Origin of the sequence: Variovorax gracilis (genome assembly GCF_030317115.1) — a bacterium.
GTDB lineage: Bacteria > Pseudomonadota > Gammaproteobacteria > Burkholderiales > Burkholderiaceae_C > Variovorax > Variovorax gracilis.
Map to the genome: position 1 here is coordinate 680,055 of NZ_JASZYF010000001.1, position 15,120 is coordinate 695,174.

Annotated in this window: 18 protein-coding genes and 1 riboswitch; all 18 genes read left to right on the top strand. The window is 65.9% G+C overall.

From position 1 onward, the window contains the following. Positions 1 to 119 precede the first annotated feature (119 nt). Positions 120 to 1,028: a transglycosylase SLT domain-containing protein gene (locus tag QTH97_RS03250; protein ID WP_286566597.1), complete on the top strand. Its 909-nt coding sequence runs from the start codon at positions 120 to 122 to the stop codon at positions 1,026 to 1,028. Between the two features lie 37 nt (positions 1,029 to 1,065). Next, a riboswitch (ZMP/ZTP riboswitch) is annotated at positions 1,066 to 1,190 on the top strand. 41 nt (positions 1,191 to 1,231) lie between these two features. Further along, positions 1,232 to 2,476 (top strand): serine hydroxymethyltransferase, encoded by a 1,245-nt coding sequence (gene glyA / locus QTH97_RS03255; protein WP_286566598.1) that lies wholly within the window; start codon positions 1,232 to 1,234, stop codon positions 2,474 to 2,476. Positions 2,477 to 2,539: 63 nt separating this feature from the next. Continuing rightward, positions 2,540 to 2,983 (top strand): transcriptional regulator NrdR, encoded by a 444-nt coding sequence (nrdR, locus tag QTH97_RS03260; protein WP_286566600.1) that lies wholly within the window; start codon positions 2,540 to 2,542, stop codon positions 2,981 to 2,983. Between the two features lie 155 nt (positions 2,984 to 3,138). Next, a complete protein-coding gene (locus QTH97_RS03265; RefSeq protein ID WP_286566601.1) occupies positions 3,139 to 3,705 on the top strand; it encodes a GspH/FimT family protein in 567 nt (188 codons plus the stop codon). Further along, on the top strand, positions 3,699 to 4,247 hold the full coding sequence (gene pilV, locus QTH97_RS03270) for a type IV pilus modification protein PilV (protein ID WP_286566602.1): 549 nt from the start codon (positions 3,699 to 3,701) through the stop codon (positions 4,245 to 4,247). The genes QTH97_RS03265 and pilV overlap by 7 nt, the downstream gene beginning before the upstream one ends. After that, the gene (locus QTH97_RS03275) at positions 4,234 to 5,010 is read left to right on the top strand and encodes a PilW family protein (protein ID WP_286566603.1); all 777 of its coding nucleotides are present in this window, start codon (positions 4,234 to 4,236) and stop codon (positions 5,008 to 5,010) included. Before pilV ends, QTH97_RS03275 begins: the two co-directional genes overlap by 14 nt. A 67-nt stretch (positions 5,011 to 5,077) precedes the next feature. Further along, positions 5,078 to 5,722 carry a pilus assembly PilX family protein gene (locus QTH97_RS03280; RefSeq protein ID WP_286567087.1) on the top strand — a complete coding sequence of 215 codons (645 nt, stop codon included), beginning with the start codon at positions 5,078 to 5,080 and terminating at the stop codon, positions 5,720 to 5,722. A 19-nt stretch (positions 5,723 to 5,741) separates the two neighbouring features. Continuing rightward, positions 5,742 to 7,850, top strand: a complete 2,109-nt coding sequence (locus QTH97_RS03285; protein ID WP_286566604.1) for a pilus assembly protein — start codon at positions 5,742 to 5,744, stop codon at positions 7,848 to 7,850. Continuing rightward, positions 7,847 to 8,281, top strand: a complete 435-nt coding sequence (locus QTH97_RS03290) for a type IV pilin protein (protein WP_286566606.1) — start codon at positions 7,847 to 7,849, stop codon at positions 8,279 to 8,281. The genes QTH97_RS03285 and QTH97_RS03290 overlap by 4 nt, the downstream gene beginning before the upstream one ends. A 64-nt stretch (positions 8,282 to 8,345) precedes the next feature. Then, positions 8,346 to 9,446 carry a bifunctional diaminohydroxyphosphoribosylaminopyrimidine deaminase/5-amino-6-(5-phosphoribosylamino)uracil reductase RibD gene (gene ribD / locus QTH97_RS03295; RefSeq protein ID WP_286566607.1) on the top strand — a complete coding sequence of 367 codons (1,101 nt, stop codon included), beginning with the start codon at positions 8,346 to 8,348 and terminating at the stop codon, positions 9,444 to 9,446. A 43-nt stretch (positions 9,447 to 9,489) separates the two neighbouring features. Further along, the gene (locus QTH97_RS03300) at positions 9,490 to 10,143 is read left to right on the top strand and encodes a riboflavin synthase (RefSeq protein ID WP_286566608.1); all 654 of its coding nucleotides are present in this window, start codon (positions 9,490 to 9,492) and stop codon (positions 10,141 to 10,143) included. Next, on the top strand, positions 10,140 to 11,300 hold the full coding sequence (gene ribBA, locus QTH97_RS03305) for a bifunctional 3,4-dihydroxy-2-butanone-4-phosphate synthase/GTP cyclohydrolase II (RefSeq protein WP_286566609.1): 1,161 nt from the start codon (positions 10,140 to 10,142) through the stop codon (positions 11,298 to 11,300). Before QTH97_RS03300 ends, ribBA begins: the two co-directional genes overlap by 4 nt. Further along, on the top strand, positions 11,300 to 11,764 hold the full coding sequence (gene ribH / locus QTH97_RS03310) for a 6,7-dimethyl-8-ribityllumazine synthase (RefSeq protein WP_286566610.1): 465 nt from the start codon (positions 11,300 to 11,302) through the stop codon (positions 11,762 to 11,764). The genes ribBA and ribH overlap by 1 nt, the downstream gene beginning before the upstream one ends. Then, positions 11,761 to 12,294 (top strand): transcription antitermination factor NusB, encoded by a 534-nt coding sequence (gene nusB / locus QTH97_RS03315; RefSeq protein ID WP_286566611.1) that lies wholly within the window; start codon positions 11,761 to 11,763, stop codon positions 12,292 to 12,294. Before ribH ends, nusB begins: the two co-directional genes overlap by 4 nt. Continuing rightward, the gene (locus QTH97_RS03320) at positions 12,291 to 13,490 is read left to right on the top strand and encodes a pyridoxal phosphate-dependent aminotransferase (protein WP_286566612.1); all 1,200 of its coding nucleotides are present in this window, start codon (positions 12,291 to 12,293) and stop codon (positions 13,488 to 13,490) included. The genes nusB and QTH97_RS03320 overlap by 4 nt, the downstream gene beginning before the upstream one ends. After that, entirely contained in the window at positions 13,487 to 13,954 is a 468-nt protein-coding gene (gene ybgC, locus QTH97_RS03325) for a tol-pal system-associated acyl-CoA thioesterase (RefSeq protein ID WP_286566613.1), read from the top strand. The genes QTH97_RS03320 and ybgC overlap by 4 nt, the downstream gene beginning before the upstream one ends. Continuing rightward, on the top strand, positions 13,951 to 14,664 hold the full coding sequence (tolQ, locus tag QTH97_RS03330) for a protein TolQ (protein WP_286566614.1): 714 nt from the start codon (positions 13,951 to 13,953) through the stop codon (positions 14,662 to 14,664). Before ybgC ends, tolQ begins: the two co-directional genes overlap by 4 nt. A gap of 16 nt (positions 14,665 to 14,680) precedes the next feature. Continuing rightward, positions 14,681 to 15,118: a biopolymer transporter ExbD gene (locus QTH97_RS03335; RefSeq protein ID WP_286566615.1), complete on the top strand. Its 438-nt coding sequence runs from the start codon at positions 14,681 to 14,683 to the stop codon at positions 15,116 to 15,118. Positions 15,119 to 15,120 lie beyond the last annotated feature (2 nt).

Here is a 15,120-nt window from a genome sequence, read left to right on the forward strand (position 1 = left end):
CAGGCTGCCGCGCCCTCTCCCTCCATTGCGCGGACCTGATTCGTACCAATCCAAGCGCCGTTGCCTTCTAGCCTCGCCTCGCGGCGCTGCGATCAGGTGCCGCACAGAAAGGAAGAGCGATGAAACAGGCGTTTGATGCCACAGCCCGAGGGCTACGGACTTTCGTGTCCGACGTGGTAGACGGCTTTTTTGAAATCACCCATAACGGGTTTGCCCTGGTAGGGCTCGCGATCGTGTTCGCCGCCCTGGCCCTGGCCGCCCGCCCGGACCTCCGTCAGTCCGGAGAAGAGCAACTGTGGGGCTGGCTCCAATCGCGCAAGCCTCCTCCGGAGGTCAGTGACCTGGAGCCCACGGCCATCGAGCGCACCACGGCCGCCAGCCCGCACGTGCTGCCGAAGCCACAGGCTGCGGTTGCGTACTGGCTAAGCAAGAAATACCGCGTGGCGGTCGAGCCCTTGAGCGTGCTGGTGGCCGAAGCCTTCGATCTGGGCAAGCGCACCAAGCTCGATCCGACGTTGATCCTCGCCATCATGGCCGTCGAGTCCAGCTTCAACCCCTTCGCCCAGAGCCAGGTCGGCGCGCAGGGCCTGATGCAGGTCATGACCCGCGTCCATGGCGAAAAGTATGAACCCGCCGGCGGCGCCCTCACCGCCTTCGACCCGGTGACCAACATGCGCGTCGGCGTCAAGGTGCTGCAGGAATGCATCGCCCGAGCCGGCTCGCTTGAAGGCGGGCTTCGCTACTACGTCGGGGCGGCCAATCTCAGCGATGACGGCGGCTACGCAGTCAAGGTGCTGGCCGAGCACGAACGCCTGCGCCAGGTGGTCGGCGGCCGCTCCCCTTCGGTCAATTCGCCTTCCGTGGTCACTTCCCCCGCGCCCGCCGCGCGCACGAACCCGGGCCCGGTCGCGGCTCCCGCCAAGCCGCCGAAGTCTGACCTGCAGGAGGCGCAAGATGTGCCGCAGGAACGGCAGGCTCCCGAAGCCGCGCAGGATTCGCAGCACCTGGCGCTGCTGTCCCACTCCTAGGCTTTTCAGGACGGCGGCAATCGCCGTCGGCTACACTCGGCCAGCACGCGACTGGCGATAGGCGCAACCCTTTTCAGGTGCATTGCGCTGACGTGGACTACCACTGGGAAGCGTGCTGCCTGCGCTTGAGCAGGTGTTCAGCCGTTCGCCTGGGCAGCCCTTGTTTGGTTGAAGAACAAGGACCATCGTCTTGAAGGACTGCCATGTACCACCGCAACATCCTGGTCGAACAGACCGATCCTGAAATCTTCGCCGCCATTCAGGCCGAGAACGCGCGTCAGGAACACCACATCGAGCTTATCGCGAGCGAAAACTACGCGTCGCCAGCCGTCATGGCTGCGCAAGGCTCGCAACTGACCAACAAGTACGCCGAAGGCTATCCCGGCAAGCGCTACTACGGCGGCTGCGAACACGTCGACGTGGCCGAGCAACTGGCCATCGATCGCGTCAAGCAACTCTTCGGCGCCGATGCCGCCAACGTGCAGGCCCATTGCGGCGCTTCGGCCAACGAAGCCGTGATGCTGGCTTTCCTGAAGCCCGGCGACACCATCATGGGCATGAGCCTGGCCGAAGGCGGCCACTTGACCCACGGCATGCCGCTCAACATGAGCGGCAAGTGGTTCAACGTCGTGAGCTACGGCCTGAACGACAAGGAAGAGATCGACTACGACGCCATGGAGCGCAAGGCGCATGAATCCATGCCCAAGCTGATCATCGCTGGCGCCTCGGCCTACTCCCTGCGCATCGACTTCGAGCGCTTCGCCAAGGTTGCCAAGGACGTCGGCGCCATCTTCATGGTTGACATCGCGCACTACGCGGGTCTCGTGGCCGCGGGCGTGTATCCCAACCCGGTGCCCCATGCCGACGTGGTCACTTCCACCACCCACAAGAGCCTGCGCGGCCCACGGGGCGGCATCATCCTGATGAAGTCGCAGCACGAGAAGGCGATCAACAGCGCCATCTTCCCCGGCCTGCAGGGCGGTCCTCTGATGCACGTCATTGCCGCCAAGGCGGTCGCCTTCAAGGAAGCGCTCTCGCCGGAATTCAGGGCCTACCAGCAGCAGGTGGTCAAGAACGCCCAGATCGTGGCCGAGACGCTGACCGCGCGCGGCCTGCGCATCGTGAGCGGCCGTACCGAAAGCCACGTCATGCTGGTCGACCTGCGCGCCAAGGGCATCACGGGCAAGGAAGCCGAGGCCGTGTTGGGCGATGCCCACATGACCATCAACAAGAACGCGATCCCGAACGACCCCGAAAAGCCGATGGTGACCAGCGGTGTGCGCATCGGCACTCCGGCCATGACGACCCGCGGCTTCAAGGACGAGGAAGCCCGCGCCACGGCCAACCTGATCGCGGACGTGCTCGAGAACCCGCGCGACGCAGCCAACATCGAGGCGGTGCGCGCCAAGGTGCATGCGCTGACGAGCCGTTTCCCTGTCTACCGCTAAGCCGATGGCACGCACGCCCGCCATCGCGCATCCTCACGGCTTGGCGCCGGGCGGAGCGGCCGCATGAAGTGCCCCTTCTGCGGCCACCTCGAAACGCAGGTCGTCGAGACCCGCATTTCGGAAGACGGCGACTTCGTGCGGCGCCGGCGGCAATGCGGCGGCTGCGACAAGCGCTTCACCACCTACGAACGGCCGGACGTGAACTTTCCGGTCGTGGTCAAGAAGGATGGCAGCCGGGCTGACTTCGACGCGGGCAAGGTGCGCGCGTCGATGATGCTGGCGCTGCGCAAGCGGCCGGTCAGCATCGAGCAGATCGACAACGCCCTCTTGCGCATCGAGCAGAAGCTGTTGTCCAGCGGCTTGCGCGAGATCGACTCGACCAAGGTCGGCGAACTGGTGATGCGGGAGCTCAAGCGGCTCGACAAGGTCGCCTACGTGCGATTTGCGTCGGTCTACCGGAGCTTCGAGGATGTGGACGAGTTCAGGCAGTTGCTGCGAGACATATAGTCTGTCGCAACAGGCGTCTGACATTCTTTAATGCCAAGACACAATCGTCCAGAAGCTTCGCTGATGCCCTCGTTTCGTCCACTCATCGGGAAGCTGGCACCACAGATCGATTGAGATGTCGCCGAAGGCGGGCCGGTGCCTAGCATCCGGCCGCCATGTCAAGCCGTTCTCTCCCCTCCCCCTGGCGACCTTCGCCCCTGCCCGCCGGCTTCAGTGCCATCGAACTGATGGCCGCGATCGCCATCGCCGCGATCCTCATGGCGATGGCGATGCCGAGCTTCGGAACCCTCATCGGCCGTTATCGGCTGCGGCACGCTGCCGATGACCTGAGCGCGGCGATCTACCTCGCACGGTCCGAAGGCCTGCGGCGCGGCGGCAACGTCACGCTGGGCAGGTCCGCCGCGCAAGGGTGCTCCAGTACCGGCGGTGACAAGGACTGGAGTTGCGGATGGCTCGTGTTCGCGGACGCCGACAACGACGGCGCCTTCGACCCAGGCGAAGAGCGCATCCAGGTCTGGACGACGCCCCAAGGCGTCACTGCGACGGCCATCCTTCCCAACCAGTCGGCCCACCTGAGCGTGAATCGCTGGGGTCGCTTCCAGAACCTGAGCGCATTCCGCTTCGAGTTTGGCCTGGCGAGCGACCAGGACAAGGCCGCGGCACGCGTCTTGTGCATATCGAGCGGTGGTCGACTCCGCAACGTGGACGGCGATCGATGCTGAAGCGCAGACGCCATCGACAGCGAGGCGTGACGGTGCTGGAATCGCTCGTTTCCATCGCCATCCTGGCGGTGGCGGTGCTCGGCATGCTCGGCGCGCAGCTGCGGACATTGGCGGAAACACGAACCACCGTCCGCCGCGCGCAGGCCGTGAGACTCATCGAGGATTTCTCCGAACGCATCAAGGCCAATCCGGACGGTTTCCGCCAGCTCGCGAACTACGTGACGGACTGGAACGGCCATCCGGTAACGCCGGACTGTCGGTCATCGGCCTGCGACGCGTCCACGCTTGCCCGATGGGACATCGCGGCCTGGAAGCAGTCCGTGGCTGACGCGCTGCCATCCGGCCAGGCGAAAGTCTTCGCGTCGACTGACCTGAAGGCCCCGGCCACCGCGAGGCAACTCGCCATCGCGATCGCTTGGCGAACCACCAAGCAAAGTCCCGACGAAGGGGCCGAAGACAGCCCCTTCACCCCCTGGCCATGGGGCGCCAAAGCGCCCTGCCCGACCGGCCTGACCTGTCACTTCGCCTATGCCCAGCCCTGAATTCCGCGCGTCGGGGCGAAATCGCCAACGAGGCCTGAGCCTGGTCGAACTGCTGGTAGCCATGACGGTGGGACTGATGGTGGTCGTTGCGGCCGTCGGCGCGCTGGCGCTGTCGCGCGCGGCCTCGAGCGACGTGAGCGACCTGAGCCAGTTGCAGCAGCAGGGCTCCTACGCGCTGCATGTGATCGGAACGCAGATTCGCCACGCCGGATCGGTGGATCCGGTGCGCGACGACGCCACCGGGCTTTATGCGTTCGTCAAGTCGCCTGTGGGAGTGGGCAGCGCCAACGCCATGGTGTTCGGCGCCGATGGGAAGGGAACACAGCCCGACAGCGTTTCCGTCGCCTTCGCGCCAGCCTCGATCGGCACTTCCGACCTGGGGCCTTCAGCGCAATACGACTGCGCAGGGACTCGCGTGGATGAAGCCGATCGCGTCGTCGCGACATTCGAGGTGGCCGCTCAAGGGCAGCTGAGGTGCGCAGGCGAATCGCAGAAGCAACCGGTGATCGCGAACGTTGCAGACCTCCAGATCGACTACCGGGTCGAAACCGAGGGCGGCATCCAGACGATGGACGCCGATGAGGTCGAGGGCCGGAAGCTCTGGGGCGCAGTCACTGCCATCGAGGTCTGCCTCGATCTGCAGGGAGACGAGATAGGCGCCGATCTCGACGACCTCTACAAGGCCTGTGGCAACGCGGACAAGCCCCGGGATGGCCGCGTGCACCTGGTCTTTCGCAACGTCTTCAGCTTGCGCACGCATTGAGGCCCCCATGAACTCCCACCGTCCTGAATTGCGCCAACGGGGCATCTCACTGTTCATCGTCCTCGTGATGGTGCTTCTGAGCACGCTGCTCGTGCTGGGATCGTCGCGCACCGCCCTGATCAGCGAGATGGCAACCGGCCACGACAGCGATCATCAGCGCGCGCTCGAAGCAGCCCATGCCATGCTGCGCGACGCCGAATTCGACATCACAGGCGAGCAGCCGGACGGGTCGCGCTGCGAGGCCTCCACTTGTCGCCAGCGAGGCGTCCTGGATGCATCGGGAGGCAAGGTGTTCTTCCCGACGGACACCAGCGAGTTTCGGAATCTGCAGGCGGCCCTCGCTCCGATGAGTCCGTCGTGTTCGGCCGGCATCTGCGTGCCCGACAAGTTACAGGCGCAATTCTGGACCGACAGGAAGGCGCTGGACCTCATGAAAAAGGTAGCGGCCTCCTATGGCGCCCACACCGGCGCAGATGCAATCGACACGGGAAATCCGCTGCTGGCTTCGGGTGCCGGGCAACACGCCTGGTACTGGGTCGAACTACTGCCTTACGACACCACTGTCGCGACCGAAGGAGGCCTCGCAGAGGACCTGGCACCCGACAGCACGGCCCCCTTCGTCTATCGAATCACGGCTGTCGCGCACGGGCTGAGGGCAACGACGCAAACGGTGCTCCAGACAACCCTGGTCCGGAAAAAGCATAAATCCTGAGGGAAGGGAGATCGAAGCGATGAACTTGAAAATCGTGCTCGCAGGAGCGGCACTCCATGCAACCGTCGCAAGCAGCGCGCAGACCACGCTCCCACCGGAGATATCGCCTCAGCCGACAGCGCTCGTGACCTCGGCGGTCGCGAGTTCATCTTCGACCAACGTCGATTCCGCGCTCTACGTCGCGGCGTACAACCCCGGCGACCGGAGCGGCATGGTGACCGCGTATCGAATCCGCCGAGAGACAGCTACCGCGGACGGCGCCGGCATGTGGGGCCAGCCCACCGACTCCGCACCGAAGCGGCCGCATTCCACAGCCACGCTCATGGATGCGCACGACGGTCGATGGCCTGCAACCCGGCTCGTGCTTTCCGCCAAGTCGATGAACGACGGTTCACCTGGCACGGGCATCTCCTGGGAATGGTCCGAGTTGTCGGGGGCGCAGCAGATCGCGCTCAAGACCGTCGATGGTGTTCTGGACACGAGCCCAACGGCTGAGGCCACGGCCCAGGATCGCATGGCGTACATCCGCGGCGACCGCACCAAGGAGGATTCGGCGTCCCCTCAGGGGCCCTTCCGCGCGCGCGCCTCTCGGCATGGCGATGTCGTGAATTCGAAGATCTGGTACTTGGACGGCAGGCCATCGAGCACATCCAAACCGGAGGACCACGCCGGCTTCCGCGCCCGCGAGACATCACGCGCTCCGATGCTCTACGTCGGCGCGAACGACGGGCTGCTCCACGGCTTCGACGCCCTCTCCGGCGAAGAGAAGATCGCCTACCTGCCGGAAGGCTTGCACGACAAGCTCGACGCGCTCACGAGTCCCGCGTCCGGCCACGCGTACTTCGTCGACGGCTCTCCGCTGAGCGGCGACTTGTACCTTGGCACGCCCGGCAGCCACGACTCCGCCCGCTGGCGAACGTTTCTCGCGGGCTTTCCCGGCAAAGGTGGCAAGGGCTATTTCGTGCTCGACGTGACCGATCCGCGCAAGTTCGCGTCCGCCCATGCGGCCAGCCTGGTCGTCCTGGATCGCACCAACCCGGCACGCGTGGATCAGGACGTCGGCCACATCCTCGGAGAACCGGTGATGGAACCCGGCGATCCGCCGACCAGCCGTCAGATCACGCGAATGAACGATGGCCGCTGGGCCCTGGTCATCGGCAATGGCTACGAAAGCACGGGCGGGAAAGCCGTGCTGTTGATCCAGTACCTCGACAGGGCCAAGGAACTGGTCAAAGTCGTGGCCGACCCAACGCCAGGACAAGGCAACGGCCTGTCGGCCGCTCGTCTGATCGACCTCGACGCCAACGGCACGACCGACGTGGCATACGCAGGCGACCTTCGCGGCAACCTCTGGAAGTTCGACCTGAGCGCGGCTTCGCCAAGCGACTGGAAGGTCGCCTTCTCCGGCGCTCCGCTTTTCAGCGCACGCCTCGGAACAGGTACGCCGCAGCCGCAGCCCATCACGTCGGCGCCGGTCTGGAAAGCACACCCGGAGGGCGGCCTGATGCTCGCCTTCGGCACCGGCCGCCACCCGACGACGGCCGATCGCGCCGACGGTGCGGCGCAGACGATCTACGGCATCCACGACGACACGCCGATCATCCGTCGCAAGGGAACTCAACTCCGACTGGGCGAAGGCCGGGGGCCGGTCGCGGACGGACGGTCCCGACTGGCACGTCGGACTGCCAGCCTCGATCCACTTAATGGCCTGGGGACCTTCTCGTCCCAACCGTCTTCGCTCCCCGGAAACGAGGCGCCCAGAGGTTGGTTCCTCGACCTTCCCGTCGCGCGTGAACGTGTGGTGCAAATCGGCTGGTTCGAAGGTGACCTGATCGACGTCTGGAGCAGCGTCCCGGCTCTCGGGCAGAACGACCCGCCGGTTTCCGCTGCGCGGACGTACCGCAACACCTTGAACATCTTCAGCGGCGCAGCGCCGAAAACGCAACTCTATGCGCAAGCGCCTGCGTTGGCCGCCGAGCAACCATCCCGCGTGGAAGTGGGGCCCGGCGCGCGGATCAGAAGCAGCAGCCAGGAATTCAGCGTGTCCCCACCCGGCACGCCGACCTCACCGGCGATCAAGCGCCTCGGCACGATCACGAAGCGCGCCAGTTGGCGCCAACTGCAGTGACGCCCGCAAGCCAACGCGAGACGGGCTTCTCGCTGATGGAAATCATCATCGTGGTCGCCATCATCGCGGTTCTCGCCGCCTTGGCCCTGCCTAGCTACCATGAGCACCTCCGACGCGGAAAGCGTGCGGACGCCCGCCTCGGCCTTCTGAGGGCCGCGCATTGGCTGGAGCGTGCCGCGACCGCGGCCGGACGCTACCCGGTCGACTCAGCAGACTTTCCCGACATGCTGACGTCGGTGCCCTCCGGCCTCTACACCATTCAGTTCGCCCCCTCCGATGCGCTGGGCAGCGGCTACACTTTGACCGCAACCCCCCGAGGCGACCAGGCCGCCGACCGATGCGGCGGCTTCACGCTCGACCAGACGGGTCTTCGGGGTCTTGAATCCCCCAGCGCTTCGGACGATCTCAAGGCGGAGTGCTGGAGCCGCTGAAAGCCTGATCCTGAGTACGACCGCAACCGTGTCCCCCAGTTCGCCCATCTCTGCCGATGAGGCCATGATCCTCGCTCTGTCGCTGGCGCGCGCTGCGGGCTCCACGGCACCCCCGAACCCGGCCGTCGGCTGCGTGATCCTCGCCGCAGATGGCCGCGTCCTCGGCAGCGGCCAGACGCAACGCGCAGGCAGTCCGCATGCCGAAGTCATGGCCTTGCGCGACGCAGCGGCCCGCGGAGCGTCAGTGACGGGCGCGACAGCCTTCGTCACCCTGGAGCCCTGCTCTCACCACGGCCGGACCGGCCCCTGTTGCGACGCGCTGGTCGCGGCCGGCATCCGGAAAGTCGTGGCGTCGATCGCGGACCCCAATCCGCTGGTCGCCGGCCGGGGATTCGAGCGCCTGCGCGCGGCAGGCGTCGAAGTGGATATCGGGCCTGGCTCCGAAGAAGCCCGCCAACTCAACATCGGCTTCTTCAGCCGCATGATCCGCAAGTCGCCCTGGGTACGCCTCAAAGCAGCAGCGTCGCTGGACGGCAAGACTGCTCTGGAGAACGGTACCAGCCAATGGATCACGTCCGAGGCTGCGCGCACCGACGGACACGCCTGGCGCGCGCGCGCCGGCGCGATCCTGACCGGCGTCGGCACGGTCATCGAGGACAACCCGCGCCTCGATGTGCGGCTGGTCGAGACACTGCGTCAGCCGCCGCTGGTCATCGTCGACAGCCACCTCCAAACGCCGCCTGACGCGCGACTGTTCGAGATCGACCGAAAAGTCTGGATCTATGCCGCCGTGCGCGACGAAACAAAGGCAACTGCGCTGGAGGCACGCGGCGCCACGGTGACCTGCCTGCCCAACCCCGACCGCAAGGTCGACCTGTCCGCGCTGTTGCGGGACCTTGCCGTGCGCGAAGTGAACGATCTCCACGTCGAGGCCGGCCACAAGCTCAATGGGTCGCTGATGCGCGAGGGCCTGGTCGACGAACTTCTCCTGTATCTGGCGCCAAAGGTCATCGGCGACGGCCTCGGCATCGCGAGCCAGCCCCACGCGGGCGGCACGCTCACCGAACTGAGCGCGGCCCTGGCGCTCGAATTCCAGTCTTGCGATCCCGTCGGACCCGACCTGCGGATCGTCGCGCGGGTCTCCGGGCGCGACCGCTTCTTTTAGGGTTCGCCCGGAGGCATCGTCCCATCTCTGCGAAAATGCGGGGATGTTCACCGGAATCATCACCGGCGTGGGGCGCATCGCCGCCGTCCACGACCTCGGAAGCTCTTCATCCCACGGCAAGCGGCTCAGCATCGCAGTGCCTGACGGCTATCTCGACGACGTGGGTCTCGGTGACAGCATCGCCCTCAATGGCGCGTGCATGACCGTCACCACGCTGGATCCCGCGCAGCAGCGCTTCACCATCGACATCTCGGCCGAATCGCTCGACAAGACGGCCGGGCTGTCGGAGGAAGCGACGCGCGTCAATCTCGAGAAGGCCCTGCGCGCCAGCGACCGGTTGGGCGGGCACATCGTGTCTGGCCACGTCGATGGAATCGGCACCGTGAGCCGGTTCGAACCTGTCGGCGAAAGCTGGGAGCTGCGCGTGCTCGCGCCGCCCGCGCTCGCGCGCTTCCTGGCCTACAAGGGCTCGATCACCGTCAACGGCGTGAGCCTGACGGTCAACAGCGTGACCGACGGCCCGCAGGGCAGCGAAGTCAGCATCAACCTGATTCCCCACACCGTCGAGAACACCGCGCTCGGCAGCCTGAAGCAAGGCAGCCGGGTGAACCTCGAGATCGACACCGTTGCGCGCTACGTGGAGCGCATGCTCCAGGCCGGCGCGATTCCATTGCCACAGAAAGACAGTTCCCCATGAACGCATCCGTCACGCCGATCGGCGCCTCGCGCAACGGCCGTGCGCCGGCGCCGATTTCCCCGGTCGAAGAGATCGTGGCCGAATTGCGCGCCGGCCGCATGGTCATCCTGGTAGACGAGGAGGACCGCGAGAACGAAGGCGACATCGTCCTTGCCGCCGACCACGTCACGCCCGAAGCCATCAACTTCATGGCGCGCCACGCCCGCGGCCTGATCTGCCTCACGCTGTCGCGCGAGATGTGCGAGCGGCTGCAACTGCCGCCGATGGTGGCCCGCAACGGCGCCAAGCATTCGACCGCGTTCACTGTATCGATCGAGGCGGCCGAGGGCGTGACGACCGGCATCTCCGCCGCGGACCGCTCGCGCACCGTCCAGGCAGCGGTGGCGCCCAACGCGGTCGCAGCCGACCTGGTCCAGCCCGGCCATATCTTCCCCTTGCAGGCGGTCGACGGCGGCGTGCTCATGCGCGCCGGCCATACCGAAGCCGGCTGCGACCTGGCGGCCATGGCCGGCTGCTCGCCTTCCGCCGTGATCTGCGAGGTCATGAACGAAGACGGGACGATGGCGCGCCTTCCCGACCTGCAGGTCTTCGCTGCCGAGCACGGCATCAAGATCGGCACCATCGCCGCATTGATCGAGCACCGCAGCCGCACCGAATCGCTGATCGAGAAAGTCGGCTGCCGCGAGATCCAGACCGCGTGGGGCCCGTTCACGGCACATGCCTTCAAGGACAAGCCCAGCAACGGCGTGCACCTGGCCCTGGTGCGCGGCAAATGGAATGCGGGCGACACGGTGGACGTGCGCGTGCACGAGCCGCTGTCGGTGCTGGACGCGCTGGAACTCAACCGCTCCCTGCACTCCTGGAGCCTCGATGCCAGCCTGGCCCACCTCGCGGCCGAGGGCAAAGGCGTCGCCGTACTGCTGAACTGCGGCGAAACGGGCGCCGAGCTGCTGTCGCAGTTCGATGGCACCGCGCGCCCGGCCCAGGCCCCGGAACGCGGCCGCATGGACCTGCGCAGCTACGGCATCGGCGCGCAGATCCTGCGCGAATGCGGCGTACACAAGATGAATCTGCTGGGCACGCCGCGCCGCATGCCCAGCATGGCGGCAGGCTACGGCCTGGAAATCGCCGGCTACATCACGAAAGACGGGAACTGATGCAACACGCAAACAAGGGCAGCGACGTCGCGCTCAACGGCAAGGGCCTGCGCATCGGCATCGTCCAGGCGCGGTTCAATGAAGACATCACGGACGCGCTCGCCAAGGCCTGCCTCACCGAACTCGCAGCGCTGGGCGTGGCCGAGTCCGACATCGACCACTTGAGCGTTCCCGGCGCGCTCGAGGTGCCGGTCGCGCTGCAGGCGCTGGCCGAACGCAATCGCTATCACGCACTGGTCGCGCTGGGCTGCATCATCCGCGGCGAGACCTATCACTTCGAACTCGTGGCCAACGAATCGGGCGCGAGCGTGAGCCGCTTGGCACTGGACTACCGCATTCCGATCGCCAACGCGATCCTTACCACCGAAAACCTCGAACAGGCCATCGCGCGACAGACCGACAAGGGCCGCGATGCAGCACGTGTCGCGGTCGAGATGGCGCAACTGCTCGCCACCCTTTCATGACCGAAAACACCAAAGCACCCAACGGGAAGCCGCGCCAGTCCCGCAGCGGACTCACCAGCACGGGCGTGCGCAAGGCATCCGCCAAGTCGACGCGCAGCCGTGCGCGCGAGTTTGCCGTGCAGGCGCTCTACCAGCATCTCGTGGGCCGCAACGACGCCGAGTCGATCGACCAGTTCACACGCGATCTCGCCGGGTTCCACAAGGCCGATGCGGCGCACTACGACGCGCTGCTGCACGGCTCGATCGAGGCGGCGGACCAGCTCGACGCCTTGATCGTCCCCCTGCTCGACCGCAAGCTCGAGGAGATATCCCCGATCGAACACGCGGTGATGTGGATCGGCGTCTACGAATTCCAGAACTGCCTCGACGTGCCCTGGCGCGTGGTGCTCAACGAGTGCATCGAGCTTGCCAAGGAATTTGGCGGCACCGATGGCCACAAGTATGTGAATGCCGTGCTCAACGGTCTCGCTCCTCAGTTGCGGACGGCGGAGGTTGAAGCGGATCGCGCCAGCGGGAAGGCGAAACCATGAGGATTTCGCAGCGCGCGGAACGCATCGAGCCGTTCTATGTCATGGAGGTCGCCAAGGCGGCTTCGAAGCTCGCACGCGAGGTCGCGCACACCGATCGGCCGATGATCTTCCTCAACATCGGCGAACCCGACTTCACCGCGCCACCGCTGGTCCAGGAAGCCGCGGCACGCGCCGTGCGCTCGGGCGCGACGCAATACACGCAGGCCACGGGCCTGGACCACCTGCGCGAACGCATCAGCGGCTGGTATGCCCAGCGCTTCGGCGTCGACGTGCCGGCACGCCGCATCGTCATCACGGCCGGCGCTTCGGCCGCATTGCAGCTCGCCTGCCTGGCGCTGATCGAGGCGGGCGACGAGATGCTGCTGCCAGACCCCAGCTATCCGTGCAATCGCCATTTCGTGACCGCAGCCGACGGCCGCGCCGTGCTGGTCCCGACCACGGCCGCCGAGCGTTTCCAGCTCAGCGCCGCCAAGGTCGAAGCCGCATGGACCGACCGCACGCGCGGCGTGCTCCTGGCCTCGCCGTCCAACCCGACCGGCACTTCGATCGCACCCGGTGAACTGCGGCGCATCCACGAGGTCGTGTCACGGCGCGGCGGCATCACGATGATCGACGAGATCTACCTCGGCCTGTCCTACGACGATGCCTTCGGCCAGACCGCTCTCGCCATCGACGACCAGGTCATCAGCATCAACAGCTTCAGCAAGTACTTCAACATGACCGGCTGGCGCCTGGGCTGGCTGGTGGTGCCCGACGCGCTGGTGCCGGCGGTCGAGCGGCTGGCGCAGAACCTGTTCATCTGCGCGAGCACGGTGTCGCAATACGCCGCACTCGCCTGCTTCGAAGCCGACAGCATCACCGAGTACGAACGCCGCCGCGCCGAGTTCAAGGCGCGTCGCGACTGGTTCATTCCGCAGCTCGACGCGCTCGGCCTCCGGGTCCCGGTGATGCCCGACGGCGCTTTCTACGCCTGGGCCGACTGCAGTTCCTTCGCGGAAAAGCTCGGCATCGCCGGCAGCTGGGATTTCGCCTTCGAGGCGATGAAACAGGCGCACGTCGCCGTCACGCCGGGTCGCGACTTCGGCTCGGCCGAGACCGGGCGCTTCATCCGCTTCTCGACGGCGAGTTCGATGGCGCACCTCGAAGAATCGGTCGCACGGCTGCGTGCCTGGGCAGAAGCAGCAGTTCCCGCATGAGTTTTGCGCTGCCCATACGCGTCTACTGGGAAGACACCGATGCCGGAGGCATCGTGTTCTACGCCAACTATCTCAAGTTCATGGAGCGCGCCCGGACCGAGTGGCTGCGCTCGCTGGGGATTGCGCAAGGCAAGCTGCGCGAAGAGACGGGCGGCATCTTCGTGGTCAGCGAGACGCAGCTCAAGTACCACCGCCCCGCCCGGCTCGACGACGAACTGCTCGTTACAGCCGAGCTGCGCCAGATCGGCTCCGCGTCATTGATAATCGCGCAGCGCGTGCTATCAAAATCAGAGCAAATAACCGATAAAGGTGTTGCTGCCCCCGAAGGCAGCCTGTTGTGCGAAGGCACGATCCGCATCGGCTGGGTCAACGCCGACACACTGCGGCCTGCGCGCATTCCTGGCCAAGTTTCGGGAACCCTCGAGCGCTACGCCGGCTCCATGTCTCAACCTCTCAAGCCATGAATCAAGACCTGTCGATCATTTCCCTGCTGCTGCACGCCAGCCTCCCGGTTCAACTCGTGGTGCTGCTGCTCATCATCGTGTCCGTTGCGAGCTGGGCAGCAATTTTCCGCAAGTATTTTTCCCTCAAGCGCACGCGCTCGCTCAACGAGGACTTCGAGCGTGATTTCTGGTCAGGCACCAGCCTGAACGAGCTGTTTTCCTCCGCGGCGCAGAATGCCAAGTTCGCGGGCCCGATGGAACGCATCTTCGCCTCCGGCATGCGCGAGTACCAGAAGCTGCGCGAGCGCCATGTGTCGGACACCGGCACGCTGCTCGACGGCGCACGCCGCGCGATGCGTGCGAGCTTCCAGCGCGAGCTCGACGCGGTCGAACAGAATCTCTCGTTCCTCGCCACCGTTGGCTCTGTCTCGCCCTACGTCGGGCTCTTCGGCACGGTCTGGGGGATCATGCATGCCTTCACCGGCCTGGCGGCGCTGGCACAGGTCACGTTGTCGACCGTGGCGCCCGGCATCGCGGAAGCGCTGGTCGCTACAGCGATCGGCCTCTTCGCAGCCATTCCGGCCGTCGTCGCCTACAACCGCTTTGCCCGCGAGATCGACAAGATCGCCATTGCGCTCGAGACCTTCATCGAGGAGTTCTCGAACATCCTGCAGCGCAACCTGACGGCCCACGTCAACCCGACGTCCGTCACCCCGGCCACGGGCCGCTGAAGCGGAGCACCTCACCATGCCAGCCATGTCCTCCCGCGGCCGAGGCCGCCGAACGATCAACGAGATCAACATGGTCCCGTTCATCGACGTGATGCTGGTGCTGCTGATCATCTTCATGGTCACGGCGCCGCTGATCACGCCGAGCGTGATCAACCTGCCGAGCGTCGATCGCGCCAACAAGCAGCCCGACAAGCCGATCGAGATCGTCATCAAGAGCGACGACGAAGTGCAGATCAAGAAGGATCCGTCCTCCGGCAGCGGCGGCAGTTCGATCCCGATGACGCAGATCGGCTCTGCCGCCAAGACCGCGCAGGGCGGCGACGCGGAGCGCCCTGTGGTCATCAGCGCCGACAAATCGGTCAAGTACGAAACCGTGGTCAAGGCGATGAACCAACTCAAGCGCAGCGGCATCGAGCGCGTCGGCCTCTCGGTGCAGACGACGGGCGCAAAGTAAGG

Excerpts from the sequence above, each read along its gene's own strand:
- QTH97_RS03265 (WP_286566601.1), top strand. The coding sequence starts at position 3,139 with ATGTCAAGCCGTTCTCTCCCCTCCCCCTGGCGACCTTCGCCCCTGCCC.
- QTH97_RS03300 (WP_286566608.1), top strand. The coding sequence starts at position 9,490 with ATGTTCACCGGAATCATCACCGGCGTGGGGCGCATCGCCGCCGTCCAC.
- QTH97_RS03285 (WP_286566604.1), top strand. The coding sequence starts at position 5,742 with ATGAACTTGAAAATCGTGCTCGCAGGAGCGGCACTCCATGCAACCGTC.
- QTH97_RS03320 (WP_286566612.1), top strand. The coding sequence starts at position 12,291 with ATGAGGATTTCGCAGCGCGCGGAACGCATCGAGCCGTTCTATGTCATG.
- ribH (WP_286566610.1), top strand. The coding sequence starts at position 11,300 with ATGCAACACGCAAACAAGGGCAGCGACGTCGCGCTCAACGGCAAGGGC.
- glyA (WP_286566598.1), top strand. The coding sequence starts at position 1,232 with ATGTACCACCGCAACATCCTGGTCGAACAGACCGATCCTGAAATCTTC.
- QTH97_RS03335 (WP_286566615.1), top strand. The coding sequence starts at position 14,681 with ATGCCAGCCATGTCCTCCCGCGGCCGAGGCCGCCGAACGATCAACGAG.
- QTH97_RS03250 (WP_286566597.1), top strand. The coding sequence starts at position 120 with ATGAAACAGGCGTTTGATGCCACAGCCCGAGGGCTACGGACTTTCGTG.
- pilV (WP_286566602.1), top strand. The coding sequence starts at position 3,699 with ATGCTGAAGCGCAGACGCCATCGACAGCGAGGCGTGACGGTGCTGGAA.
- QTH97_RS03275 (WP_286566603.1), top strand. The coding sequence starts at position 4,234 with ATGCCCAGCCCTGAATTCCGCGCGTCGGGGCGAAATCGCCAACGAGGC.
- nrdR (WP_286566600.1), top strand. The coding sequence starts at position 2,540 with ATGAAGTGCCCCTTCTGCGGCCACCTCGAAACGCAGGTCGTCGAGACC.
- ribBA (WP_286566609.1), top strand. The coding sequence starts at position 10,140 with ATGAACGCATCCGTCACGCCGATCGGCGCCTCGCGCAACGGCCGTGCG.
- ybgC (WP_286566613.1), top strand. The coding sequence starts at position 13,487 with ATGAGTTTTGCGCTGCCCATACGCGTCTACTGGGAAGACACCGATGCC.
- ribD (WP_286566607.1), top strand. The coding sequence starts at position 8,346 with ATGATCCTCGCTCTGTCGCTGGCGCGCGCTGCGGGCTCCACGGCACCC.
- nusB (WP_286566611.1), top strand. The coding sequence starts at position 11,761 with ATGACCGAAAACACCAAAGCACCCAACGGGAAGCCGCGCCAGTCCCGC.
- tolQ (WP_286566614.1), top strand. The coding sequence starts at position 13,951 with ATGAATCAAGACCTGTCGATCATTTCCCTGCTGCTGCACGCCAGCCTC.
- QTH97_RS03280 (WP_286567087.1), top strand. The coding sequence starts at position 5,078 with ATGGTGCTTCTGAGCACGCTGCTCGTGCTGGGATCGTCGCGCACCGCC.